This window comes from Kosakonia sp. YIM B13571 (assembly GCF_042788095.1).
GTDB classification, from domain to species: domain Bacteria; phylum Pseudomonadota; class Gammaproteobacteria; order Enterobacterales; family Enterobacteriaceae; genus Kosakonia; species Kosakonia quasisacchari.
Window position 1 is genome coordinate 27,769 of sequence record NZ_JBHZPL010000010.1, and the last position, 22,811, is coordinate 50,579.

The following is a 22,811-nucleotide window of genomic DNA, read 5'->3' on the forward strand; positions in this document are numbered from 1 at the left end:
TCCGGCCAGGCTGTCGGTTGACGATCTGATGGCGGATATCGCGGTGATCTTCCACTGGCCGCCATCAGAGCTCTATCCCCTGAGTCTGAGCGAACTCATCACCTGGCGCGAAAAAGCGCTGCAGCGAAGCGGAAACACATATGAGTAACAGCGTTAATATCGAGGCCCTGCTCGCTGCTGTTGATCAGGCGAAGCGGCCCTTTCAATCCCTGCAGACGGCAAATGTATCGCTGGCTGACGGCATCAAAGAGACGGAGAAAAACCTGCGTGGCCTGTATAGCCAGGCTGCGCAGATTGACGGATTTACCCGCACACAAAGCGCACTTAACGGCGTTAGCCAGCAGCTAAAGATCGCCAAAGCGAGCACGCAGGCGCTGGCCTTCGAACTGAAAAAAATCGATAAACCCAGTGAAGCGCAGATAACCGCGCTGGATAAGGCGCGCGCCAACGTGAGCGCGCTGAAACAGCAGCACGACAGTTTACGCCAGTCGGTGAAAAACCAGCGGCAAACATTGCAACAAGCGGGGATCAGTACCCGTGCGCCTGCAACAGCGAAACAACGCCTGCAGCAGAACATCAGCAGCGCTACCGAGCAGCTGTCGAGCCAACAGCAAGCGTTAAAGCAGGAGAACCGCCAGCAGCGGCTGGTGAAAATCAAGGAGAGCCAACAGTCGATTTTGGGCGTGGCGGGGAAAGTATCCGCCGTCGGCAAGACCGGGATGTCGATAGCGACCACCGGATTTAATCTTGGCAAAAAATTGTTGCAGCCGGGATATGAAGCATCGCTGCAAACGCATTCAGCCGTGCCACCTGCAACACCGGGCAGCGCTGTTGCAACTCTGCAAACTCACACCGCAGCGCCGGGCACCGCAGCCGCAAGCCAGCAGCAGAGCGCGGGGAGCCTCGCATCGGCTGTCGCTGCCCGAAACAATAGTACCGGCGCTCCTGCTCCGGCGGCTGCGATGCAGAATAATGTCGGCAACCTTGGCACGGATTTAGAAGCGTTACAGGCGGCCTATCAATCCTTGAGCGTGGATATTTTCGCCACCCAGGAGTCGTCGCTGCGCATGCTGGTACAGACCGCGACCGGTTATCTCGGGCAGCTTCAGCAGTGGGTACAAAACAACCAGGGGCTGGTGCAGAGCTTTGGTCTGATTGCGACGGTGATCGTCGGCATCGCCGGGGCAATCGGCACCGTGGCGAGCGTAATTGCGCCGGTCTTTACAGGGATCAGCACGCTTATCACCATTGCTACGACCTTTGGCAGCGTGTTTACCAGCGTTTGTGGCGGGATCATGGCGGTGCTCGGCGGACTCACATGGCCAATAGTTGCCGTGGTGGCCGCCATCGCCGCTGGAGCCGCGCTGATTTATAAATACTGGGAGCCCATCAGCGCCTTTTTTAGCGGCGTGATTGAGGGGATCGTCGCGGCATTTGCCCCTATTGCAGAAATGTTTGCGCCATTACAGCCGGTTTTCGATGCCATTGGCAGTGCACTGCAAACGGTGAAAGACACTTTCAGCGAGCTGCTGACGCCAATCAAGGCCAGCGAGGAGACGCTCACACAATTCGGCGACGTCGGGCAGACTGTCGGTAAAGTACTTGTTAATGCATTCACCTGGCCACTGAACCTCTTCCGTTCACTCAGCGAGAGCGCCATGGGGTTGCTGGAGACGCTGGGCATTATCGATAAAAAACCCGCACTGGCGCTTAAACCGTCGTTCGAGCAACCCGCCACGGGAGGCGTATCCAGTTATATCCAGCCCACCAGTTCACAACCGGGGTACAACGCCTATCAGATGGCGCGCCCGTCTACAGGGAGTTCTTACCTCGACCAAAGCCGTACGGAATATAACGTCACGCTACAGGGCGATGTCACACCGGGCAGCAACAACGAACGTTATTTGCAGGATCTGTTCCGCCAGGATGCCGCTAGCCGGCGCAACAACGCCTTATCCCAATTCAACCCGTAAGGAGAGTTCGCATTATGATGCTGGCATTGGGGCTTTTTGTTTTCATGCGGCAGACGCTGCCGTTCCAGAATATGGATCGTACCTCAGCGTTTAACTGGAAGAACAACGCGCGCGTGGGTAAGCGCGCGGCGTTCCAGTATCTCGGTCCTGGGGAAGAAACCATTGATATCACTGGCGCACTCTACCCGGAACTGACTGGCGGTGTGCTATCGCTCGCGGCGGTCCGGCTGATGGCCGATCAAGGTCGTTCGTGGCCGCTTATTGACGGAACTGGAATGATTTATGGCATGTATGTCATAAGCAGCGTCATCGAAAAAGGTTCTGAGTTTTACAGCGACGGTTCACCGCGCAAAATCAACTTCACCCTGAAACTCACGCGTGTTGATGAATCGCTGGTCGCCCTGGCGGGCGACCTTCAGGAGCAGGGTGAACACCTGCTCAGGAGCGCGACGAATATGCTGGGGAACTTGTGATGATTGACGTACTCACCCAGGATTTGGGGCGAACGAGTGTCCCCCTGTTTACGCTGAAACTAAAGCAGAAACAGCACGATCCGCAGCAAGCGCAAAAACAGGAAGCAAAAGACATTACCTACGATATCGCGCCTCGCCTGATAGCGTTGACTGTCACCGATAATCGCGGGTTTGAGGCCGATACATTAACGCTAACGCTGGATGATGCCGACGGGAAAATCCAGATGCCGCAGCGCGGTAATGAAGTCAGAGTCGCCATTGGTCGGCAGGGAGAACTGCTCACCAATATGGGCACGTTTACCATCGATCAGGTGACGCACAAGGGGACGCCGGATCAGGTGATTGTTACCGGCCGCAGCGTCGATTTTCGCGGTAATATGAACAGCCCAAAAGAGTGGTCATGGCATGACACAACGCTTGGCGAAGTAGTCAAAGATATCGCCTGGCGTAATTCACTGAGCGCCAGTGTCGCGCCAGCGCTGGCAAATATAAAAATCGCCCATATCGACCAGTCTAATGAGTCCGACATCGGCTTTCTTACCCGGCTGGCAACTCGCAACGGTGCCGAAATCGCCGTGAAATCAGGTACGCTGATTTTCCTTGTTCCAGGCATGTGCGTTCGGGGCGGCAAGATTGTTCCTTCCGTAACGATCACCCGCAGCGATGGCGATTCACACGAGTTTACCCTTGCCGATCGCGCAGCTTACAGCGGTGTTATTGCCCACTGGCAAGATACCAAAGCGCCAAAAGCGCAGACGAAGCAGATAAAACTGACGCGCAAAGCCGCGACAACCAGCGATGCAAAACGAGAAGTGACGGATTACACCGCTGGCTCAAAAGATAATGTCTTTACCCTGCCGACGACGTACGCGTCTAAAGATGAAGCCATGCGGGCTGCAGAAGCGCAGTGGCAAGAGATCCAGCGTAATGCGGCAAAATTTACGCTCACTCTCGCTCAGGGGCGCACCGATATCTCTGCAGAAAGCCCTGTGTATGTTTCAGGCTTTAAAGATGCGATCAACAACACACCCTGGGTGATTAAAAAAGTGACACATGGCATTAATAGTAATGGTTTTATTAGCCAACTGGAGCTGGAGGTGCGAGTTGATGGCGTTGAATATGAAGTGGAAGAGTAGCGTCAAATGCATTCTTTAACTTGCATTTGCGAGTTAAAGAGATAATATAGCTGGCATATACACGAGGGAGAAACCACCATGATGCATTGCCCGGTATGCCAACAAGCGGCGCACGCGCGCTCCAGTCGCTACCTCAGTTCTGAAACCAAAGAGCGCTACCATCAGTGCCAGAATATTCACTGCGGTTGTACGTTCGTCACCCATGAGTCGCTGGCGCGTTATATTGTCCGTCCGCCGGCGCTGCAAGTGAGCGCGTCCCACGCCGGGAAATAATTCGGCGAAATACTCAAAAGCCTGCGTCAGCAGGTTTTTTATTTCGGCATCGATAGCGGGTAATGAAAAGATAGTGACGTGGGCACGGTGCGATCACAGAAAGTAAAAAACGCTGATACAGAAAGCGCTCTGGCTTCGCCCTTGAGACATAACGAAACCTTAAAAGAAGCGTCTGCCCGTTTTGTGAGAAGGAAACCCAAAGATAAAAATTCGACACCAGAATCTGTTGACGGGATTACTTACAGGACGCGCTTTTCTGTGACCAATAAAAAGGGGTTGGCATTACGCCAACCCCTTGTTTCACAACACGCTTTGGATGTAGCGCGTGCGTTTTATTAGTTAAGACGCTCTTTGATACGAGCAGACTTACCAGTACGCTCACGCAGGTAGTACAGTTTAGCTTTACGAACGGCACCACGACGTTTGACAGAGATGCTGTCAACTACCGGAGAGTGAGTCTGGAAGACACGCTCAACGCCTTCGCCGTTGGAAATTTTACGAACAGTGAATGCAGAGTGCAGACCGCGGTTACGAATAGCGATAACCACGCCCTCGAATGCCTGCAGACGTTTTTTGGAACCTTCAACAACCCATACTTTCACTTCCACGGTATCACCCGGACGGAAGGAAGGTACGTCCTGCTTCATCTGCTCTTGTTCAATTTGCTTAATAATGTTGCTCATAATTTAATCTCTTATCCTGGGTAAACTGATATTCGGGTAGTTTCTTAAACCGACCCATCATGTTTCTGTTGCTGTTGTGCATGTTCACGTTGGAACTCCGCCAGCAACCTTGCTTGCTCTTCAGTCAGAGCCAGGTTTTCCAGAAGTTCAGGTCTTCTAAGCCAGGTGCGGCCCAGCGACTGCTTCAAACGCCAGCGACGTATCTCGGCATGGTTCCCCGACAGTAACACCGCCGGTACTTCCATCCCTTCTAACACTTCAGGTCGAGTATAGTGTGGGCAGTCCAGCAACCCATCGGCAAAAGAATCTTCCGTTGCCGAAGCTTCGTGTCCCAGTACCCCCGGAATAAACCGGGAAACCGAGTCAATCAGCGTCATCGCTGGTAACTCACCACCGCTGAGAACGTAATCGCCAATAGACCATTCTTCGTCAATCTCGGTTTGGATTACGCGCTCATCTATCCCTTCGTAGCGACCACACACCAGAATCAGTTTCTGATTCGTTGCCAGTTCGCTGACGCCCGCTTGATCAAGCTTGCGCCCCTGAGGCGACAGATAAATCACTTTGGCGCCTTCGCCCGCCGCGGCTTTTGCTGCATGAATGGCGTCCCGTAGCGGGTTCACCATCATTAACATCCCCGGTCCGCCGCCGTAAGGACGATCGTCCACGGTACGGTGCCGGTCGTGAGCGAAATCACGCGGACTCCAGCTCTGGATGCTCAGCAGGCCATTTTTTACTGCCCGGCCAGTTACCCCGTAGTCGGTAATCGCGCGGAACATTTCAGGAAACAGGCTAATTATGCCAATCCACATAGCGCCGTCTTTTACCGTATATCCGGAGGTTCAAAAACCAGGATCCCAATCTACTTCAATGGTTTGAGTAGTGAGATCGACTTTCTTGATAACCTGCCCATCGAGGAACGGAACCAACCGCTCCTTGATACCAAATGCATCTTTCAGGTTTGCCTTGATGACGAGAACGTCATTCGACCCGGTTTCCATCATATCGACGACTTTACCGAGGCTGTAACCTTCAGTAGTCACTACCTGGCAGCCCATCAGGTCTTTCCAGTAGTAGTCACCCTCTTCCAGTTCCGGCAACTGCGCGGAATCGACGACAATTTCACAATTGGTCAGAAGATTCGCGGCATCTCTGTCATCAACACCTTTCAGTTTGATGACGATGTCCTGACTGTGGTAGCGCCAGCTTTCCAGCTCAATGCTCTGCCACTGACCCGCCTTCTGGATAAACCAGGGCTGATAGTCAAAAATGCTTTCGGCGTCTTCGGTGGAGGAAAACACTCTGAGCCAACCACGAATTCCGTAAGAAGACCCCAGCTTACCGACAACAATTGGCTCGACAGGGACCGGTGCGGCTTGTTGCTTGCTCATCATGACCACCGTGACAGATTAAGCTGCTTTCTGTGCTTCTTTGATCAGCGCGGAAACGCGATCGGAAACGGTAGCGCCCTGGCCAACCCAGTGCTGAATGCGATCCAGATCCAAGCGGGTGCCTTCTTCTTTATCGGAAGCAATCGGGTTGAAGAAGCCAACGCGCTCAATGAAGCGGCCGTTACGTGCATTGCGGCTGTCAGTAACAACAACCTGGTAGAACGGACGCTTTTTAGCGCCGTGACGTGCTAAACGAATAGTTACCATAACATCCTCTTGTGTGAATAAAACACCAGGCCCCATCGAGGAACGGAGCCCGGCGTCATATTAAAAGCCCGAAAATTTTACTCATTTTTTGCTAAAAAGCAATCGACAGTTACGAAACTGTGAGGAGTGAGGCCGTTGGCATTGCGGCCAGTTTGGCGTCGGCGTGCGCGCAGAAAGCGGAGCGTACACGTAGTACGTGAGCATTTCGAGCACACCCCGGCGTCAAAATGGCCAATAAGCCAGGCCGATATTATCTACCCGGGAAACCAGGCGGCATCATCCCTTTCATGCCGCGCATCATCTTCGCCATTCCGCCCTTTTTCATCTTCTTCATCATGCGCTGCATGTCGTCGAATTGTTTGAGCAGACGGTTCACATCCTGCACCTGCATACCGCAGCCGGCGGCGATACGGCGTTTACGTGAACCTTTGATGATGTCGGGGTTGGCGCGTTCTTTCAGCGTCATGGAGTTAATGATCGCCTCCATACGCACCAGCACCTTGTCGTCCATTTGCGCTTTAACGTTATCCGGGATTTGCCCCATGCCCGGCAGCTTGCCCATCAGGCTCGCCATGCCGCCCATGTTTTTCATCTGCCGCAATTGCTCAAGGAAGTCGGTCAGATCGAAGCCGTCGCCCTTCTTCAGCTTATTCGCCAGCTTCTCAGCCTGCGCGCGGTCAACTTTGCTTTCGATATCTTCGATAAGTGACAACACATCGCCCATGCCGAGAATGCGTGAAGCGATACGATCCGGGTGGAACGGCTCCAGCGCTTCGGTTTTCTCACCAACGCCGAGGAATTTAATCGGCTTGCCAGTGATATGGCGAATAGAGAGCGCCGCACCACCGCGAGCATCACCGTCCACTTTCGTCAGCACTACGCCGGTCAGCGGCAGCGCTTCATTAAAGGCTTTGGCAGTATTTGCAGCATCCTGACCGGTCATGGCGTCGACGACAAACAGCGTTTCCACCGGCTTAATCGCCGCGTGAACCTGTTTGATCTCATCCATCATCGCTTCGTCGACGTGCAGACGGCCGGCGGTATCCACCAGCAGCACGTCGTAAAATTTCAGCTTCGCTTCTTTCAGCGCGGCGTTAACGATATCCACCGGCTTTTGCGCGGCGTCAGAGGGGAAGAAATCGACTTCAACCTGCTGTGCCAGCGTCTCCAGCTGTTTGATCGCCGCCGGACGGTAAACGTCGGCAGAAACGACCATCACTTTCTTCTTGTGCTTTTCGCGCAAGAATTTACCAAGCTTACCGACGCTGGTGGTTTTACCCGCACCTTGCAGACCCGCCATCAACACCACCGCCGGCGGCTGCGCAGCGAGGTTCAAGCTCTGATTCTCTTCGCCCATCGCAACAACCAGTTCGTTGCGCACGATTTTGACGAACTCCTGACCGGGCGTCAGGCTCTTGTTTACTTCATGACCAACCGCTTTCTCTTTTACGCGGTTGATAAAATCACGCACCACTGGCAGCGCAACGTCCGCTTCCAGCAGCGCCATACGCACTTCGCGCAGGGTGTCTTTGATGTTGTCTTCAGTGAGGCGTCCACGGCCGCTGATATTGCGCAGGGTGCGCGACAAACGATCGGTTAAATTATCAAACATTGTCTCTCGCCTGAGGTGATACGATGGCCGCCAGCGCGACGCATAACAGAAATTTCTCGCAGTATAACATGAAGACATTGCTCCTGTATGTGATGCAACTGTTGGAGCCAACGTCGCCTAACGTTATACTGCTTTCCTTTCTTCTTCAGTCAACTGCCGACATCCTATGCCCGTTTTTGCCCTGATCGCTCTTGTCGCCTACTCAATCAGCATTGCGCTGATCGTTCCCAGCCTGTTACAAAAAAACAGCGGCTGGCGCAGAATGGCTATCCTTTCGGCGGTAATCGCACTTATTTGCCACGGTTTCGGTTTGAAAGAGCGCCTGTTCCCGGATGACGGCGGGCAAAACCTGAGCCTGCTGAATGTCGGTTCGCTGGTCAGTCTGATGATCTGTACGGTGATGACCATTGTGGCATCGAAGAATCGCGGCTGGCTGCTGTTGCCGATTGTCTATACTTTCGCGTTAATCAACCTCGCTTTCGCCGTTTTTGTGCCCAATGAGTACATCACCCATCTGGAAGCCACGCCTGGCATGCTGGTGCATATTGGCCTGTCGCTCTTCGCCTATGCCACACTGATCATTGCGGCAATGTACGCGCTGCAACTGGCCTGGATTGATTACCAATTGAAGAATAAACGGCTGGCGTTCAGCAACGAAATGCCGCCGCTAATGGTGATTGAGCGCAAAATGTTCCACATTACTCAGGTTGGCGTAGTGCTGCTGACGCTGACGCTCTGCACCGGCCTGTTCTTTATGCAGAACCTGTTCAGCATGGAAAATATCGACAAAGCGGTGCTCTCCATTATCGCCTGGTTTGTCTATATCGTCCTGCTGTGGGGCCATTACCATGAGGGCTGGCGCGGCCGCAGGGTCGTCTGGTTCAACGTTGCAGGCGCGGGGATTTTAACGCTGGCCTACTTTGGCAGCCGCATCCTGCAGCAGTTCGTGAGCTAAACAGAAAGGAGTTCCCCCTGGAACACATCTCCACCACGACGCTGATTATTACGCTAATCATCATGGTCGTGGTTTCGGCCTATTTTTCCGGTTCCGAAACCGGAATGATGACACTCAACCGCTACCGCTTGCGCCACTTAGCCAAGCAGGGCAACCGCGCGGCAAAACGCGTAGAAAAGCTGTTGCGTAAACCCGACCGCCTGATAAGCCTGGTGCTTATCGGTAACAACCTCGTCAATATTCTGGCATCGGCAATTGGCACCATTGTTGGCATGCGTCTGTACGGAAATGCTGGCGTCGCTATCGCCACCGGCGTACTGACCTTTGTGGTGCTGGTGTTCGCAGAAGTGTTGCCGAAAACCATCGCTGCGCTCTACCCGGAGAAAGTGGCGTTTCCCAGTAGTTTCCTGCTGGTACCGCTGCAAGTGATTATGCTGCCGCTGGTGTGGTTGCTCAATGGCGTAACCCGCGTGCTGATGCGGCTGGTCGGAATTAAAGCCGATGTAGTTGTCAGCGGCGCACTCAGTAAAGATGAGTTACGTACCATCGTGAATGAATCACGCTCGCAAATCTCCCGCCGCAACCAGGACATGTTGCTGTCCATTCTCGATCTGGAAAAGGTCAGCGTTAACGACATCATGGTGCCGCGCAACGAAATCGTCGGCATTGATATAAATGACGACTGGAAAGCCATTGTTCGTCAGCTCACGCACTCGCCGCATGGCCGTATTGTGCTCTACCGCGATTCGCTGGATGACGCCATCAGCATGCTGCGCGTGCGCGAAGCCTACCGGCTGATGACGGAAAAAAACGAGTTCACCAAAGAGGTGATGCTGCGCGCCGCCGATGAAATCTACTATGTCCCGGAAGGTACGCCGCTGAGTGTGCAACTGGTGAAATTCCAGCGCAATAAAAAGAAAGTCGGCCTGGTGGTCAATGAATATGGCGATATTCAGGGGCTGGTGACGGTCGAAGATATTCTGGAAGAGATTGTCGGTGATTTCACCACGTCCATGTCGCCTGCGCTGGCAGATGAAGCCACGCCGCAAAATGACGGTTCGGTGATCATCGATGGCAGCGCCAACGTGCGCGAACTGAATAAAGCCTTTAACTGGCGCTTACCGGAAGACGAAGCCCGCACCATTAACGGCATGCTGCTGGAGGCGCTGGAAGAGATCCCGGCGGTAGGTACGCGCGTACGTATTGAACAGTACGATATCGATATTCTCGATGTGCAGGACAATATGATTAAGCAGGTGCAGGTGATTCCAATCAAAGCGCTGCGGGAAAGCGTCGCAGAATAAGCGAAAAAAAACCCTCTCCGGGCGGAGAGGGTTTTATCTGGAAAGGTTACGCCTTCGCTTTAGCAACGGTCACCATCGCAGCGCGAATGGTGCGGCCGTTTAAGGTGTAACCTTTTTGCATCACGCCCAGCACTTTACCGGCGGCAATCTCTTCAGATTCCACCATGGCAATCGCCTGATGCACGTTTGGATCCAGCGGAACGTCGGTATCAGCAATCACTTCCACGCCGAATTTTTTCACCACATCCAGCATGTTTTTCAGCGTCAGCTCAATGCCTTCAACCATCGGTGCCATCTCGGCGTTGTCTTTGTCCGCCACTTCCAGCGCACGATCCAGGCTATCGATTACCGGCAACAGTTCATTAATGAACTTCTCCAGCGCGAACTTATGCGCTTTCTCGATATCCTGTTCGGTACGGCGACGCAGGTTTTCCATTTCCGCTTTAATGCGTAAAACAGTTTCGCGCTCGCGGCTTTCCGCTTCAGCTAACTGCGCTTCAAGGTTCGCAATTTTCTCATCGCGCGGATCCACCTGCCCAGCAGAATCGTCAGACTCAACAACTGCCTCAACTTCGTCGTGCTGTTCCATGATAATTTCTTCCGGGGCTTGCCCGTCAGGCGTTTTCTGTTCTTTACTACTCATGAATTTCTCCGCGTTTTTTTGCATTCATTTCGCCAACCTGCATTATTATGGGGATCCGTTTCCGGGATTCAAGGGAGCGTGACAGATTGTCATCATTTCATTCGCCACAAGGACCACCAGAAAATGACCCATCATTTCAAGTGTATTGGTATTGTCGGGCATCCACGGCACCCTACCGCACTGACCACACATGAAATGTTATATCGCTGGTTAAGCGCCAAAGGTTATGACGTCATTGTCGAACAACAGATTGCCCAGGAACTGCAGCTCAATAATGTGAGAACTGGCACACTGGCTGAAATCGGCCAGCAAGCGGATCTCGCGGTGGTTGTCGGCGGCGATGGCAATATGCTGGGCGCGGCGCGCACCCTGGCGCGCTATGACATCAAGGTTATTGGCATTAACCGTGGCAACCTCGGCTTTCTCACCGATCTCGATCCTGACAACGCGCAGCAACAGTTGGCTGATGTGCTGGAGGGGCATTATATCGCTGAAAAACGTTTTCTGCTGGAAGTGCAGGTCTGCCAGCAAGAGTGCCAGAAGCGCATTAGCACCGCGATCAACGAAGTGGTGCTGCACCCGGGCAAAGTTGCCCATATGATAGAATTTGAAGTCTATATTGACGAAGTTTTCGCCTTTTCCCAGCGTTCGGACGGGCTGATTATCTCCACGCCTACCGGTTCCACAGCCTATTCGCTCTCCGCCGGCGGGCCAATTCTAACGCCATCGCTGGACGCCATCACGCTGGTGCCGATGTTCCCGCATACTTTGTCTGCGCGCCCGCTGGTGATTAATAGCAGCAGTACCATTCGCCTGCGTTTTTCCCATCGCCGCAGCGATCTTGAGGTGAGCTGCGATAGCCAAATCGCGCTACCGATTCAGGAAGGTGAAGATGTGCTAATCCGCCGCTGCGATTACCATCTCAATCTTATCCACCCAAAAGATTACAGCTACTTCAATACGTTAAGCTCAAAACTAGGCTGGTCGAAAAAATTGTTCTGAAAATCATTGCACAACACTTTACTGTATATAAAACCAGTTTATACTGTATGAAAACACAGTTATGGTTTTTCATACAGGAAAGCAATCATGTTGGCACAACTGACCATCAGTAATTTCGCTATCGTCCGTGAGCTTGAGATTGATTTTCACAGCGGGATGACGGCTATTACCGGCGAAACCGGGGCGGGTAAATCCATTGCCATTGACGCACTCGGGCTCTGCCTGGGTGGTCGTGCGGATGCCGACATGGTGCGTGCCGGTGCGCCGCGCGCCGACCTGTGCGCCCGCTTTGCACTGAAAGATACCCCTGCCGCCCAGCGCTGGCTGGAAGAGAACCAGCTCGAAGATGGTCGTGAGTGTTTACTTCGCCGCGTGATCAGCAGTGACGGGCGCTCTCGCGGTTTTATCAACGGCACGGCGGTGCCGCTTTCCCAGTTGCGCGAGCTGGGTCAGTTGCTCATTCAGATCCACGGTCAGCACGCGCATCAGCTTCTTATTAAGCCAGAGCAGCAGAAGAACCTGCTCGACGGCTACGCCGGTGAGTATGCACTCACTCTGCAAATGACCGAACGCTATCGCGCCTGGCATCAAAGCTGCCGTGAACTGGCTCAGCATCAACAACAAAGCCAGGAGCGCGCGGCCCGAGCAGAGCTTTTGCACTATCAATTGAAAGAGCTGAATGAATTTAACCCGCAGCCAGGCGAGTTCGAGCAGATTGACGAAGAGTACAAACGCCTCGCCAACAGCGGACAACTGCTTTCTACCAGCCAGCATGCACTGAATGTGCTGGCAGACGGTGAAGATACCAATCTGCAAAGCCAGCTCTATACCGCACGTCAGCTGCTTGGCGAACTGGCTGGCATGGATGAGCGTCTCTCTGGCGTGCTGGATATGCTCGAAGAAGCAGCCATTCAGATTAGCGAGGCCAGCGATGAGCTTCGCCACTACTGCGACCGCTTAGAACTCGATCCGAACCGCTTGTACGAGCTGGAACAGCGCATCTCACGGCAGATCTCATTGGCGCGCAAACATCACATCAGCCCGGAAGAGTTGCCTCAGTTTCACCAGTCGCTGCTTGATGAACAACAGTTGCTTGACGATCAGGCCGACTCTCAGGAAACTCTGGCGCTGGCTGTCACACAACACCACCAGCTCGCGCTGGCTACCGCGCAGCAGTTGCATGACCAGCGCGTGAAATATGCGCAAGAACTTGGCGAATTAATTACCGAAAGCATGCATGCTCTCTCTATGCCGCATGGCTTGTTTTGCATTGATGTTGCGTTTGATGCGCACTCGCTGACAGCAGAAGGTGCCGATCGCATTGAATTCCGTGTGACCACCAACCCCGGTCAGCCGCTGCAATCCATTGCCAAAGTCGCCTCCGGTGGTGAGTTGTCGCGTATTGCGCTGGCTATCCAGGTGATCACCGCGCGGAAAATGGAAACCCCGGCGCTGATTTTCGATGAAGTCGACGTCGGCATTAGCGGCCCGACGGCCGTTGTTGTAGGCAAGTTACTGCGCCAGTTGGGTGAATCCACGCAGGTGATGTGCGTAACGCACCTGCCACAAGTTGCCGGTTGTGGCCATCATCACTTCTTTGTCAGTAAAGAAACGGATGGCGCAATGACCGAAACACATATGCAGCCGCTGGATAAACGCGCCCGCTTGCAGGAGCTGGCACGCCTGCTTGGCGGTAGTGAAGTGACCCGCAACGCGCTGGCTAACGCCAAAGAGCTGCTGGCCGCGTAAACTTTTTTGTAATATGACGGTCTGAGTTCTCGACAAAATCGACAACAGACCCACCGGCAAAGGTTTTAAACTGGCGAAAGGTCTATTATCATCGGCATATTACATATGAGCCACGTATTGTTCGGGCCGAAAAGGAATCAAATCACTATGCGCTGTAAAATGCTGACTGCTGCCGCAGCGGTTCTTCTGATGTTGACCGCAGGTTGCTCTACCGTAGAACGCGTGGTTTACCGTCCTGATATCAATCAGGGGAACTACCTGACGCCAAACGATGTTTCTAAAATCCGCGTGGGTATGACGCAACAGCAGGTTGCTTATGCACTGGGTACGCCGATGATGAGCGACCCGTTTGGCAGTAACACCTGGTTCTACGTGTTCCGCCAGCAACCAGGCCATGAAGACGTTTCTCAGCAAACCCTGACACTGACGTTCAACAGTAATGGTGTATTGACCAACATGGATAACAAACCTGCGCTGACCAAAGGCTAAAGTTGCAGAAATGCAAAAAGGTGCTCAATGAGCACCTTTTTTGTTTGAGCCTTTTATGTCGGCTGTTTTCCCGTCGTTTTCTGCTTCTTCCCTGCTTGTACAGCGAACAAAACTCGACTCTATCGCGTTACACTTTCTTTGCCGACTTCTCAGCGCGCTGGCGGCGCAACTCTTTCGGATCAGCAATCAGCGGGCGGTAAATTTCTACGCGATCGCCATCATGCACAGGATCCTGTAATTTCACCGGGCGGCTGTAAATACCAACCTTATTCACGTTCAGATCAATATCATCACGCAGCTCGAGCAAACCGGAAGCACGTATCGCCTGCTCAACGGTTGCGCCCTCTTCGATCGTCACCCGTTGAAGATACTGTTTCTCCGGCAGTGCGTAAGCCACTTCAACAGCGATGTTACCCGGCACGATAAACCTCTTTCGCCCGATGCGTAAACGCCTGCACCATGTTTGCCGCCAGTTCTTTAAAGATACGGCCAAACGCCAGCTCAATCAGCTTATTGGTAAATTCAAAATCCAGCTGGAACTCAATCCGGCAGGCCTCGGCGCTCAGTGGGGTAAACTTCCAGCCGCCGATCAAAGATTTGAATGGACCATCAACAAGGTGCATCAAAATGCTTTGATTCGTGTCCAGCGTATTACGCGTGGTAAAGGTTTTGCTGATCCCGGCCTTGGAAACATCCACCGCCGCCGTCATTTGCGTCGGCCCGGATTCCAGCACTCGGCTGCCAGTACAGCCAGGCAAAAACTGCGGGTAAGATTTCACATCATTCACTAACTTGTACATTTGTTCCGCGCTGTAAGGCACTAGCGCAGTACGGCTAATCTGAGGCATATCGTTTTCCGCGTTCACACAATCGTCAAATAATAACATTTCCTCAGGATGAAAGGAAAACGCTATGCCCGAACTCATGCTAAGATATCCGGCTAAACCTCACGGGACGCAATGAGGTCAGTTTCAGATATCAGATTACCGGATGGCTTCACGACACTATGACGAAGAAAAAAGCATACAAACCAGGTTCAGCCACCATTGCGCTGAATAAGCGCGCCCGCCATGAATACTTTATCGAAGAGGAATTTGAGGCCGGGCTGGCACTGCAGGGCTGGGAAGTAAAATCCTTACGCGCCGGTAAAGCAAACATTGGCGACAGCTACGTTATTCTGAAAGACGGCGAAGCCTTTCTGTTTGGCGCAAACTTTACGCCGCTGACTGTAGCCTCCAGCCACTACGTTTGCGATCCGACTCGCACACGCAAACTGCTGCTTAACCAGCGCGAACTCGATTCACTCTACGGCCGCATTAACCGCGAAGGTTATACCGTGGTGGCGCTGTCGCTGTACTGGAAAAACGCCTGGTGCAAAGTAAAAATCGGCGTGGCGAAAGGTAAGAAACAGCACGACAAACGCACCGATCTGAAAGAGCGTGAATGGCAACTGGATAAAGCACGCATTATGAAAAACGCAGGGCGTTAACCACGCCCGACTCGCCCTCTCACGCCGGGAGAGGGCTCCGAACGCCTCTCAACACCTTATTCAGCTTATTCAACGGTTTTATAGATAATCCAGCACCGATTTTGATCTCCACATTGGCAATCATCCCTGGCAGACCAGGAAAGATTTTCCAGTGCGGTTGGTCAGCTAAGTGCTCCTTGTGCGCGCGTAAATCATCTCCATAGAGCAATCAGCCACAGACGATCGGGTCAATTCCATACGCTCTAGTAAGTTAGCTGTCTGCTGCGAACGCTTTGTGTGCATAAGTAATAACAAATATGGCGTGATCGTATTCGATAGCTGCGGACAAATACTAACCACATTTCCCTCCTCAAAAGTCATTGTGATATGGACTGGAATGGCACGTCATAAATCTGTTATACTCACCGTCACACTTTTGGGGCTGATTCTGGATTCGACGGGATTCGCGAAACCCAAGGTGCATGCCGAGGGGCGGTTGGCCTCGTAAAAAGCCGCAAAAAAATAGTCGCAAACGACGAAAACTACGCTTTAGCAGCTTAATAACCTGCTTTGAGCCCTCTCTCCCTAGCCTCCGCTCTTAGGACGGGGATCAAGAGAGGTCAAACCCAAAAGAGATCGCGTGGATGCCCTGCCTGGGGTTGAAGCGTTAAAACTAATCAGGCTAGTTTGTTAGTGGCGTGTCCGTCCGCAGCCGGCAAGCGAAATCAAAGACTGGACTAAGCATGTAGTACCGAGGATGTAGGAATTTCGGACGCGGGTTCAACTCCCGCCAGCTCCACCACATTATGATCCGGATACGTCCGGTGAAATCCTGAAAGCCCGCACGGCACAAGCCCTGCGGGCTTTTTTGTGTCTGTAATTGTCCGAGACGATCCGGCTGAATCCGGTGATTATTGGTATACGTTTAGGTATACGGTACGATGTATACCTAAAATCGTATACCAATTCACGCAGGAGCGGCCAACATGGCAAGGACAACACGCCCCCTTACTAACACCGAAGTCTCACACGCTAAAGCGACTGATAAAGATCTGACGCTGCATGATGGCGACGGCCTTTTCCTTATGGTGAAGACCAGCGGCAAAAAGCTGTGGCGCTTTCGCTACCAAAAACCAACAACAAAACAGCGCACCATGATTGGCCTTGGTGCTTTCCCTGCCCTCTCTTTAGCGGAAGCCAGAAGCTTACGCACTCAGTACCTCTCTTTATTAGCAAGAGGCATCGACCCGCAAACACAAGCCGAGCAGGCAGCAGAACAGCAACAGATAGCGATAGAGAGCATCTTCTCAAACGTGGCCGCAAACTGGTTTGCTATGAAACGCAACAGCGTGACACCCGATTACGCGAAGGATATCTGGCGATCATTAGAGAAGGATATTTTCCCGGCGATTGGTGATATCCCGGTTCAGGAAATTAGAGCACGCACATTAGTTGAGGCGCTAGAGCCGATTAAAGCGCGTGGCGCACTCGAAACCGTTCGCCGCCTGGTACAGCGTATCAACGAAATCATTATTTACGCTGTTAACACCGGCTTGATAGATGCAAACCCTGCGTCGGGCATCGGTATGGCATTTGAGAAGCCGAAAAAGCAGAACATGCCAACACTGCGACCGGAAGAACTGCCAAAGCTAATGCGCTCACTGGTCATGTCAAATTTATCTGTTCCGACACGCTGCCTGATCGAATGGCAGCTCCTGACCCTTGTGCGCCCTTCTGAAGCTTCCGGTGCTCGATGGGTAGAGATCGATTTCGAGGAAAAGTTATGGGCAATTCCTGCAGAACGGATGAAAGCTAAGCGTGAGCACATTGTTCCTTTATCGCTCCAAGCATTAGAGATTCTCGAGGCAATGAAGCCAATCAGCGCACATCGCGAACATGTATTTCCAAGTAGGAATGACCCAAAACAGCCGATGAATAGTCAGACGGCTAATGCTGCTTTGAAAAGGATAGGATATGGTGGCAAATTGGTTGCACATGGATTGCGTGCGATAGCAAGCACAGCTTTGAATGAAGCAGATTTTAACCCTGATGTTATAGAGGCAGCTTTAGCTCATTCGGATAGAAATGAAGTCAGAAAGGCATATAATCGCTCGACATATTTTGATAAAAGAATACCTCTGATGAATTGGTGGGGAAATTTTGTCTCTGATAATAAATAGGCCTCAGACATAGAGGCCTCTGTCTTACGCAACAATCCTATTTAATAACAACTCAGGATAAGATGCATTACTGCTTTGAATATTTCTTACCCAACTTTCTGATAACGCATTTGCCAATAAATCCTCTGGGATATTGCTAAAGCGATTAGCACTTTCTCGTGCAGAATCCTCATCAATATCTTTACCGACAATATACAAGCAAGCAGAAAATATACGCTGGAGTAATATCATCCCTGAGTGCCCTCTACATAAACGAGCATTAATTTCTGCCGCAGTAGCTTCCATTAATGGTAAGTATCGATTAAAAGCACCAATCAAAGAAATAGTAAGCTCGTTATCATCCCAACTAAGTTCATCTCTATTTTTTAAAACAAGTTTATTATTTTTGATAATGAAATCAGTCCATTTCACCAATGAAAGGCAGTAACTTTCTTTTTCAATATCTCTTCCAGCCAACGTAAAAGCAGATATTATTGAAAAAGCACATTCAATCACGCCAGAAAATAACTCAACAGCTCCATATTTGAACTCAGAACCACATAGATATTTATACGCATCAATTAACACATTAATGCTAAAAAAGTAGTTCTCCATTGAATGCCCGAGAGTCCAGAAAAGACTTTCATTTTCATAATGGCATCCAATCTCGTCAATTATAGTCTCATTTAAAGAAAAACCTCTAAACTCGCGGTCACAAAGAAAATACACATTAACATTCCCTTTAACCTTAGAATGAATAATCTCAACTTTCAGTCTATTATTTTTTGAAGCGGCTTTATTTTCCGCTCGAATATCTTGTGCAGTATCAATTTTAATATTAACGCTACCAATCATGCTATTTAATAAGTTGGTAATATGTTTCCTATCATCTCGTCCTTCAACTAAAACACGTTTTTTATGACTCATTTTTAATAGTGTAACATATGACTCGATAGAATATGTGCAACTACTCATATATTATCTTCCTCATCGAATTCACAGTCGTCACTTTTAGCGCGCGAGGAAACAAACTCAGGGTTAATAAGAATCATACAATCCTCATAACCTGTCGCTATTGAGGGAGAGTGAGTACAGACAATAATTTGCCTACCGCTTAACTGAGATAGCATTTTTTTAAGTAAGTCTTCTTGCCAATCAATATGAAGCGATATCTCAGGCTCATCAATTAGTACTATTGAATCCTCACTCATTTTTGACGCAGCATAAAGCATGGTTAAAAGCTGACGTTCGCCAGAGGACATTACTCTAATGCTACTCCATGTGTCATCAGGAAATTTCAACCCAACTCTTGGAGATCGTCTTTCAAGATCAAATTGATAGCATACTTCTTTATCTTCCAAAAATGAATTTACAGAATTAAAATACTTATCAATACTGTAAAATGCCTGTTCTTGATAGGACTGCCGTTCCCTCAAGGCATCTCTATAGACAGTTAAAGCCCCTGCTACAGAGCTCTCTACTTCACCTCGTGGGTTCCTATTTATTAACAACCTTATTTCATCATATATCTTTGAATATTCTTCATAATAATTTATTTTAGCATTATCATCATGAGTTTTGACAAGCCCTTCTATTTCACTTAACAATTCCTGGGGTATTGAGTCCTCTGTTGTTCGCCTATTAATTAAAGCCGAAAAAACCCGAACAAATGATTCAGAGAAGATTCGCCCTTCATACCTTGCTATCCCCATTTGAGCTCGCCTGATCTCTTCTTTTATACGCTCTTCAATTTCAATTGGGGATGGGTAATTTATATTAGGCAAAAATTTACCAAATAGCCCGCGAGCAAATTTATTTATTTTATTTTGCACATATACAGAACGATAGTTTCTTCTTTCAAAACCACTTTCTGGATAACTACCCCACGCCTCTAGCATTGTTCTAAATGCAGGAAAATATGATGAGGTTGTATAATTTAGACCATATGTTTTTACAAAGCTATGTATATAATGTATCAATGAGGGCTTTGTATCACCACTATATCTCTCCTCATCCATCTCTTTTAAGGCATTCGCCGCATCATTAAATGAAAAATATATACTTTTTCCGTCAGATACAGAGATGACCACATATGTATCATCTTCTCTTTTTTCTTTTGTAACTAAAACCTCTACACCATTGGTATAAATCGCCTCTATTTTTTCAAAATTTAGATATGCAAACCTCACGAAATCACAGTTCACAATATTAGCAATGATATGGATTAATGTTGACTTACCAGCTCCATTCTTGCCATGTATTACATTCAAACCTTCATTAAGAGTAATACTTAAATTATAACGACCATGTATTTTATATAAATTAATACCTCTCAAACATATACTGCTCATATCCGCCCCCATATAAAACCTCTTAAGTGCCTCTATAGATAAATTATCATCACTGAAGCTTCTTTTCGCAAACTTTGACAACACTTACTGTAAATTAATAGTAGTAAAAATGCCTTGCTAGCAAAAGCATTCCCACCTTTTACTAGTACTTATCTAATCACAGCCTAATAACTACTGAGTTGCAAGATAAAGATATAATAAAATTCCTTAATTGATAACTAGCGCGTAGTGCTATCACCAGTTAGCTTCGTAGAACAGCTTTATGTGGTTTAATGGACGAACTCAGGCCAAACCCGGATTAGTACAAAAATAAAGTAACCAAAGCGTGATAAGGCTGGCTGCTTCAAAGCTACATACCCAAGGCTACAGCGTCCTTTTTTACACAGCCCCTGAAGGTGCAACTCATCACGCGATCACCGCTCCCAGACTACTCGCCACACGTCGAACCAGTAATGCTCAACAAATCACTTAGGCAAGAAAAATGTGCATTATTGCTGGCGCGCAGTGCTTTCCCCGCCTCGCCTGCGCGCTTTACCTATGCTTTTTCATGCACCTGCATGTATGGGTATATTCTGCACCACTGCTGGCCTATAGTGGTTAAATCAATGTTCGTAGACTCATGCGTTTTCATGCAGCATAGTCATGCACTCGCGTGCTTTCAAAATATTGGGATAAGTATCTAGAAATCCCGGTCCAGAGCCGGGATTTGTTGGCACCAGGAAAACTTGGACACAGAACCCTGACGATTTAACTTTTGCTGCTGTTTCCCTGACTTTTCCGGCATGGCTGCTGAAACACCGATATTTTGTGATTATCTTATCCACAATGTCCAGGGCGGTAGGTATGCAGGTACATTCTGTGTTCTGGCAATGATATCAAGAGCGTTTAACTGTCAGGGCTTCATAGGCGCTGATTCTGGCATGAGCTACCGAGCCTCATTCAGGACACTTGAAAGCTTTATCAGTAATCTTTGAACGCTGCGTGGGGGGGCGGCTATCATTCGCCCTTCCCACCTTTAGCTTTCTCACGCTGTTTCAGCATCCTTGAGCGCGCCGCAGGGCTAGGTGATTTTCTGGCGTCCAGGATGGCTACATCATCTGCATAAATACCGATGCCCTGAAGTAAAGTATCGTCCCCTAAAGATACGTCGCAGGACAGCGCCGGTTGGGTGATTTGTTCGGTGATAAATTGCTTCAGGACGCTTTCTGGATCGTTCACGGTATGAACTACGCCGATAACGGAAGAAGCGCTTCGCCCCAGAGTCATCTTCAGTAATCCAAGCATCTGAATAAGCTTCTGACCGTTTTCTTTCATAAACTCATTCCAGAGCCACGATGCATGGCTTTCAATCAGGCGGTTATGTTCGCTAATGTAGCGGGTTGCAGCGTCTGCAGTTTTCCAGGGCAGAAATTCGTTTTCTGCGGCCTGGACTGCAAGTAAATCTTCGAACTCATCCAGCGTTTCGCGTCCGAGAGCAATTTCAGCCCGCAGTTTTTTCATGCGGGGCGTCATATTTCCCTGATTCTCGCGAAACAATGTGCGCCATTCATCGTTTAAGGCCTGCGTTTCCTTTTTTGTATCTTCATGGCGTTTGCGGATGGTTTCAGTCATCGAGGCCGCTTCGTTCTGTTTACGCCGTTCTTCCTGCCAGACAGCTCTCGCGGTCTTCACTTTATCCACTGCTTCGCAGATGTTGTTTGGAAGCAAGAGGACCTTGTCCGTTTTGGAAGTCTGATTGTTAGTAGTCATGGCAGCTCCGGTAGTGTTTTGTTGTCATGGCAATTGTGCTGGCGCTCATACAAGCGTACTACCGGAGGGGATTGTGCCGTCTTCAGAACAATGGCCTTTTCCTGGCTAGCCAGAGGAAGCGTCATGACCATTCAGCAACCTGTCTTTTATACTTACTATTCACTACTGTTCATTTTAATGAAAAAATAGTAAATACAGGTAGTTAATAGGTGAAGTATTTCACTTGAAGTGTTCATGTATTGTTCATAACTGTTCACTGGAAGAAGTGAACCTTATATTTGTTTTTCATAGAAATAGCACTATTTATTCCGGTTCATTACTGGATAATTTCTCCTCACCATTACTCCGGTGTATTCGGTGTACAGAAATAAAATCCTTATGTCTGTTTGATTATTACTTTCTTTACTCTCCCACTACCGTATTGCATTTCGGAACAATATTCATAAAAATGAATCTGTCCGGTTCTGATAAAGTATCCCCGGATACATGTGGAAGATTTGATGGTTTCTGAAGGTCTCAAGTGAGGAATTTTAATATATGCAGAGCGTTGTTTATCTTCATATATTTTTTGCTCTGCTTATTCTCACTATGAGCCACTGTTCTGGATGATGTAAAAGCCAGCAATGGCATATTGGAGTTTCCCTTGACTAGGCCAATTACTGCGATGCAATACTTTATCCATGGTTTTGTTCTTTATTCTATCTCGCCGTGAAATTAACGATAACACCACCCTTATCAGATTTTTATTTATTTCAACCATGAAGAGTCAATACTGAACTTGGAATATATAAAACATGCTCACATGGATTATATATAAACAATAAGGGCCGTCTAAATTCGGGTGGAATTACCCGGATTGCTGAAAAATTTTTAAGAGGTAGTCAGATGCAAAGTATTTCTGTTTCCACGCCAGCACCAGCAGCTCCAGTGCTTCCCGTTCCGGCTCAGAATGAGCGATTTATACGTTTACCTGAAGTGATGCATCTTTGCGGGCTATCCCGCTCAACCATCTACGACCTCATCAGCCGCGATGCTTTCCCGCAGCAGATATCTTTGGGCGGAAAAAATGTTGCCTGGGTACAGTCGGAAGTCAGCGCATGGATGGCTGATCGAATTGCAGCACGCTAGCAGAGA

General features: G+C 49.7%; 24 protein-coding genes and 1 other RNA gene. 14 read left to right on the forward strand and 11 right to left on the reverse strand.

What is annotated here, in order from left to right; translation table 11 throughout:
- The first annotated feature begins 28 nt into the window (after positions 1-28).
- From ACFX4O_RS19160 to ACFX4O_RS19180, 5 genes are all read left to right on the forward strand, one after another.
- The gene (locus tag ACFX4O_RS19160) at positions 29-148 is read left to right on the forward strand and encodes a GpE family phage tail protein (protein ID WP_017459930.1); all 120 of its coding nucleotides are present in this window, start codon (positions 29-31) and stop codon (positions 146-148) included.
- A complete protein-coding gene (locus tag ACFX4O_RS19165) occupies positions 141-1,973 on the forward strand; it encodes a phage tail tape measure protein (protein ID WP_380210422.1) in 1,833 nt (610 codons plus the stop codon). The genes ACFX4O_RS19160 and ACFX4O_RS19165 overlap by 8 nt, the downstream gene beginning before the upstream one ends.
- Before the next feature lie 14 nt (positions 1,974-1,987).
- A complete protein-coding gene (locus ACFX4O_RS19170; protein WP_131413557.1) occupies positions 1,988-2,446 on the forward strand; it encodes a phage tail protein in 459 nt (152 codons plus the stop codon).
- On the forward strand, positions 2,446-3,582 hold the full coding sequence (locus ACFX4O_RS19175; RefSeq protein ID WP_380210419.1) for a phage late control D family protein: 1,137 nt from the start codon (positions 2,446-2,448) through the stop codon (positions 3,580-3,582). The genes ACFX4O_RS19170 and ACFX4O_RS19175 overlap by 1 nt, the downstream gene beginning before the upstream one ends.
- A 78-nt stretch (positions 3,583-3,660) precedes the next feature.
- On the forward strand, positions 3,661-3,855 hold the full coding sequence (locus tag ACFX4O_RS19180) for an ogr/Delta-like zinc finger family protein (RefSeq protein WP_017459926.1): 195 nt from the start codon (positions 3,661-3,663) through the stop codon (positions 3,853-3,855).
- Positions 3,856-4,190: 335 nt separating this feature from the next.
- Here the strand turns inward: ACFX4O_RS19180 and rplS are convergent, their stop codons facing one another.
- From rplS to ffh, 5 genes are all read right to left on the reverse strand, one after another.
- Positions 4,191-4,538: a 50S ribosomal protein L19 gene (gene rplS / locus ACFX4O_RS19185; RefSeq protein ID WP_039057049.1), complete on the reverse strand. Its 348-nt coding sequence runs from the start codon at positions 4,536-4,538 to the stop codon at positions 4,191-4,193.
- Positions 4,539-4,582: 44 nt separating this feature from the next.
- Positions 4,583-5,350: a tRNA (guanosine(37)-N1)-methyltransferase TrmD gene (gene trmD / locus ACFX4O_RS19190; RefSeq protein ID WP_131413399.1), complete on the reverse strand. Its 768-nt coding sequence runs from the start codon at positions 5,348-5,350 to the stop codon at positions 4,583-4,585.
- Positions 5,351-5,380: 30 nt separating this feature from the next.
- On the reverse strand, positions 5,381-5,929 hold the full coding sequence (gene rimM / locus ACFX4O_RS19195; protein ID WP_131413401.1) for a ribosome maturation factor RimM: 549 nt from the start codon (positions 5,927-5,929) through the stop codon (positions 5,381-5,383).
- Positions 5,930-5,947: 18 nt separating this feature from the next.
- A complete protein-coding gene (rpsP, locus tag ACFX4O_RS19200) occupies positions 5,948-6,196 on the reverse strand; it encodes a 30S ribosomal protein S16 (RefSeq protein ID WP_131413403.1) in 249 nt (82 codons plus the stop codon).
- A 250-nt stretch (positions 6,197-6,446) separates the two neighbouring features.
- Positions 6,447-7,808, reverse strand: a complete 1,362-nt coding sequence (gene ffh / locus ACFX4O_RS19205; RefSeq protein WP_131413405.1) for a signal recognition particle protein — start codon at positions 7,806-7,808, stop codon at positions 6,447-6,449.
- 166 nt (positions 7,809-7,974) lie between these two features.
- Here ffh and ACFX4O_RS19210 point away from each other — a divergent pair, with 166 nt between their 5' ends.
- Both ACFX4O_RS19210 and ACFX4O_RS19215 read left to right on the forward strand, forming a co-directional pair.
- Positions 7,975-8,763 carry an inner membrane protein YpjD gene (locus ACFX4O_RS19210; RefSeq protein WP_131413408.1) on the forward strand — a complete coding sequence of 263 codons (789 nt, stop codon included), beginning with the start codon at positions 7,975-7,977 and terminating at the stop codon, positions 8,761-8,763.
- Positions 8,764-8,780: 17 nt separating this feature from the next.
- On the forward strand, positions 8,781-10,067 hold the full coding sequence (locus ACFX4O_RS19215) for an HlyC/CorC family transporter (protein WP_131413410.1): 1,287 nt from the start codon (positions 8,781-8,783) through the stop codon (positions 10,065-10,067).
- A 46-nt stretch (positions 10,068-10,113) separates the two neighbouring features.
- Here the strand turns inward: ACFX4O_RS19215 and grpE are convergent, their stop codons facing one another.
- Positions 10,114-10,710 (reverse strand): nucleotide exchange factor GrpE, encoded by a 597-nt coding sequence (gene grpE, locus ACFX4O_RS19220; RefSeq protein WP_165501942.1) that lies wholly within the window; start codon positions 10,708-10,710, stop codon positions 10,114-10,116.
- A 123-nt stretch (positions 10,711-10,833) separates the two neighbouring features.
- On the opposite strand from grpE, the gene nadK reads away from it, so the two are divergent.
- The 3 genes from nadK to bamE all read left to right on the forward strand — a co-directional run bounded on the left by nadK (position 10,834) and on the right by bamE (position 13,950).
- Entirely contained in the window at positions 10,834-11,712 is an 879-nt protein-coding gene (nadK, locus tag ACFX4O_RS19225) for an NAD(+) kinase (protein WP_131413414.1), read from the forward strand.
- An 87-nt stretch (positions 11,713-11,799) separates the two neighbouring features.
- Positions 11,800-13,461 carry a DNA repair protein RecN gene (gene recN, locus ACFX4O_RS19230; RefSeq protein WP_380210414.1) on the forward strand — a complete coding sequence of 554 codons (1,662 nt, stop codon included), beginning with the start codon at positions 11,800-11,802 and terminating at the stop codon, positions 13,459-13,461.
- 147 nt (positions 13,462-13,608) lie between these two features.
- Positions 13,609-13,950 carry an outer membrane protein assembly factor BamE gene (gene bamE / locus ACFX4O_RS19235; RefSeq protein WP_380210412.1) on the forward strand — a complete coding sequence of 114 codons (342 nt, stop codon included), beginning with the start codon at positions 13,609-13,611 and terminating at the stop codon, positions 13,948-13,950.
- Positions 13,951-14,077: 127 nt separating this feature from the next.
- On the opposite strand, the gene ACFX4O_RS19240 is transcribed toward bamE, so the two are convergent.
- Together ACFX4O_RS19240 and ACFX4O_RS19245 are read right to left on the reverse strand one after the other, a co-directional pair.
- Positions 14,078-14,371, reverse strand: a complete 294-nt coding sequence (locus ACFX4O_RS19240) for an RnfH family protein (protein WP_131413420.1) — start codon at positions 14,369-14,371, stop codon at positions 14,078-14,080.
- Positions 14,361-14,798 (reverse strand): type II toxin-antitoxin system RatA family toxin, encoded by a 438-nt coding sequence (locus tag ACFX4O_RS19245; protein ID WP_025263873.1) that lies wholly within the window; start codon positions 14,796-14,798, stop codon positions 14,361-14,363. Before ACFX4O_RS19245 ends, ACFX4O_RS19240 begins: the two co-directional genes overlap by 11 nt.
- 158 nt (positions 14,799-14,956) lie before the next feature.
- Here ACFX4O_RS19245 and smpB point away from each other — a divergent pair, with 158 nt between their 5' ends.
- The 3 genes from smpB to ACFX4O_RS19260 all read left to right on the forward strand — a co-directional run bounded on the left by smpB (position 14,957) and on the right by ACFX4O_RS19260 (position 17,598).
- Positions 14,957-15,439 (forward strand): SsrA-binding protein SmpB, encoded by a 483-nt coding sequence (gene smpB, locus ACFX4O_RS19250; protein ID WP_017459912.1) that lies wholly within the window; start codon positions 14,957-14,959, stop codon positions 15,437-15,439.
- 417 nt (positions 15,440-15,856) lie between these two features.
- Positions 15,857-16,220: a transfer-messenger RNA gene (gene ssrA, locus ACFX4O_RS19255) on the forward strand.
- Between the two features lie 184 nt (positions 16,221-16,404).
- Entirely contained in the window at positions 16,405-17,598 is a 1,194-nt protein-coding gene (locus ACFX4O_RS19260) for an integrase domain-containing protein (RefSeq protein ID WP_380210409.1), read from the forward strand.
- Between the two features lie 24 nt (positions 17,599-17,622).
- On the opposite strand, the gene ACFX4O_RS19265 is transcribed toward ACFX4O_RS19260, so the two are convergent.
- The 3 genes from ACFX4O_RS19265 to ACFX4O_RS19275 form a co-directional block, all read right to left on the reverse strand.
- The gene (locus ACFX4O_RS19265; RefSeq protein WP_380210407.1) at positions 17,623-18,552 is read right to left on the reverse strand and encodes a hypothetical protein; all 930 of its coding nucleotides are present in this window, start codon (positions 18,550-18,552) and stop codon (positions 17,623-17,625) included.
- Positions 18,549-19,928, reverse strand: a complete 1,380-nt coding sequence (locus tag ACFX4O_RS19270; RefSeq protein ID WP_380210406.1) for an AAA family ATPase — start codon at positions 19,926-19,928, stop codon at positions 18,549-18,551. Before ACFX4O_RS19270 ends, ACFX4O_RS19265 begins: the two co-directional genes overlap by 4 nt.
- A 996-nt stretch (positions 19,929-20,924) precedes the next feature.
- Positions 20,925-21,677, reverse strand: a complete 753-nt coding sequence (locus tag ACFX4O_RS19275) for a septation initiation protein (protein WP_380210404.1) — start codon at positions 21,675-21,677, stop codon at positions 20,925-20,927.
- An 885-nt stretch (positions 21,678-22,562) separates the two neighbouring features.
- On the opposite strand from ACFX4O_RS19275, the gene ACFX4O_RS19280 reads away from it, so the two are divergent.
- Positions 22,563-22,805: a helix-turn-helix transcriptional regulator gene (locus ACFX4O_RS19280; RefSeq protein WP_380210402.1), complete on the forward strand. Its 243-nt coding sequence runs from the start codon at positions 22,563-22,565 to the stop codon at positions 22,803-22,805.
- Positions 22,806-22,811: the final 6 nt, after the last annotated feature.

Coding starts and splice junctions, on each gene's coding strand:
- ACFX4O_RS19160 (WP_017459930.1), top strand. CDS start 29: ATGGCGGATATCGCGGTGATCTTCCACTGGCCGCCATCAGAGCTCTAT.
- ACFX4O_RS19165 (WP_380210422.1), top strand. CDS start 141: ATGAGTAACAGCGTTAATATCGAGGCCCTGCTCGCTGCTGTTGATCAG.
- ACFX4O_RS19170 (WP_131413557.1), top strand. CDS start 1,988: ATGATGCTGGCATTGGGGCTTTTTGTTTTCATGCGGCAGACGCTGCCG.
- ACFX4O_RS19175 (WP_380210419.1), top strand. CDS start 2,446: ATGATTGACGTACTCACCCAGGATTTGGGGCGAACGAGTGTCCCCCTG.
- ACFX4O_RS19180 (WP_017459926.1), top strand. CDS start 3,661: ATGATGCATTGCCCGGTATGCCAACAAGCGGCGCACGCGCGCTCCAGT.
- rplS (WP_039057049.1), bottom strand. CDS start 4,538: ATGAGCAACATTATTAAGCAAATTGAACAAGAGCAGATGAAGCAGGAC.
- trmD (WP_131413399.1), bottom strand. CDS start 5,350: ATGTGGATTGGCATAATTAGCCTGTTTCCTGAAATGTTCCGCGCGATT.
- rimM (WP_131413401.1), bottom strand. CDS start 5,929: ATGAGCAAGCAACAAGCCGCACCGGTCCCTGTCGAGCCAATTGTTGTC.
- rpsP (WP_131413403.1), bottom strand. CDS start 6,196: ATGGTAACTATTCGTTTAGCACGTCACGGCGCTAAAAAGCGTCCGTTC.
- ffh (WP_131413405.1), bottom strand. CDS start 7,808: ATGTTTGATAATTTAACCGATCGTTTGTCGCGCACCCTGCGCAATATC.
- ACFX4O_RS19210 (WP_131413408.1), top strand. CDS start 7,975: ATGCCCGTTTTTGCCCTGATCGCTCTTGTCGCCTACTCAATCAGCATT.
- grpE (WP_165501942.1), bottom strand. CDS start 10,710: ATGAGTAGTAAAGAACAGAAAACGCCTGACGGGCAAGCCCCGGAAGAA.
- nadK (WP_131413414.1), top strand. CDS start 10,834: ATGACCCATCATTTCAAGTGTATTGGTATTGTCGGGCATCCACGGCAC.
- recN (WP_380210414.1), top strand. CDS start 11,800: ATGTTGGCACAACTGACCATCAGTAATTTCGCTATCGTCCGTGAGCTT.
- bamE (WP_380210412.1), top strand. CDS start 13,609: ATGCGCTGTAAAATGCTGACTGCTGCCGCAGCGGTTCTTCTGATGTTG.
- ACFX4O_RS19245 (WP_025263873.1), bottom strand. CDS start 14,798: ATGCCTCAGATTAGCCGTACTGCGCTAGTGCCTTACAGCGCGGAACAA.
- smpB (WP_017459912.1), top strand. CDS start 14,957: ATGACGAAGAAAAAAGCATACAAACCAGGTTCAGCCACCATTGCGCTG.
- ACFX4O_RS19260 (WP_380210409.1), top strand. CDS start 16,405: ATGGCAAGGACAACACGCCCCCTTACTAACACCGAAGTCTCACACGCT.
- ACFX4O_RS19265 (WP_380210407.1), bottom strand. CDS start 18,552: ATGAGTAGTTGCACATATTCTATCGAGTCATATGTTACACTATTAAAA.
- ACFX4O_RS19270 (WP_380210406.1), bottom strand. CDS start 19,928: ATGAGCAGTATATGTTTGAGAGGTATTAATTTATATAAAATACATGGT.
- ACFX4O_RS19275 (WP_380210404.1), bottom strand. CDS start 21,677: ATGACTACTAACAATCAGACTTCCAAAACGGACAAGGTCCTCTTGCTT.
- ACFX4O_RS19280 (WP_380210402.1), top strand. CDS start 22,563: ATGCAAAGTATTTCTGTTTCCACGCCAGCACCAGCAGCTCCAGTGCTT.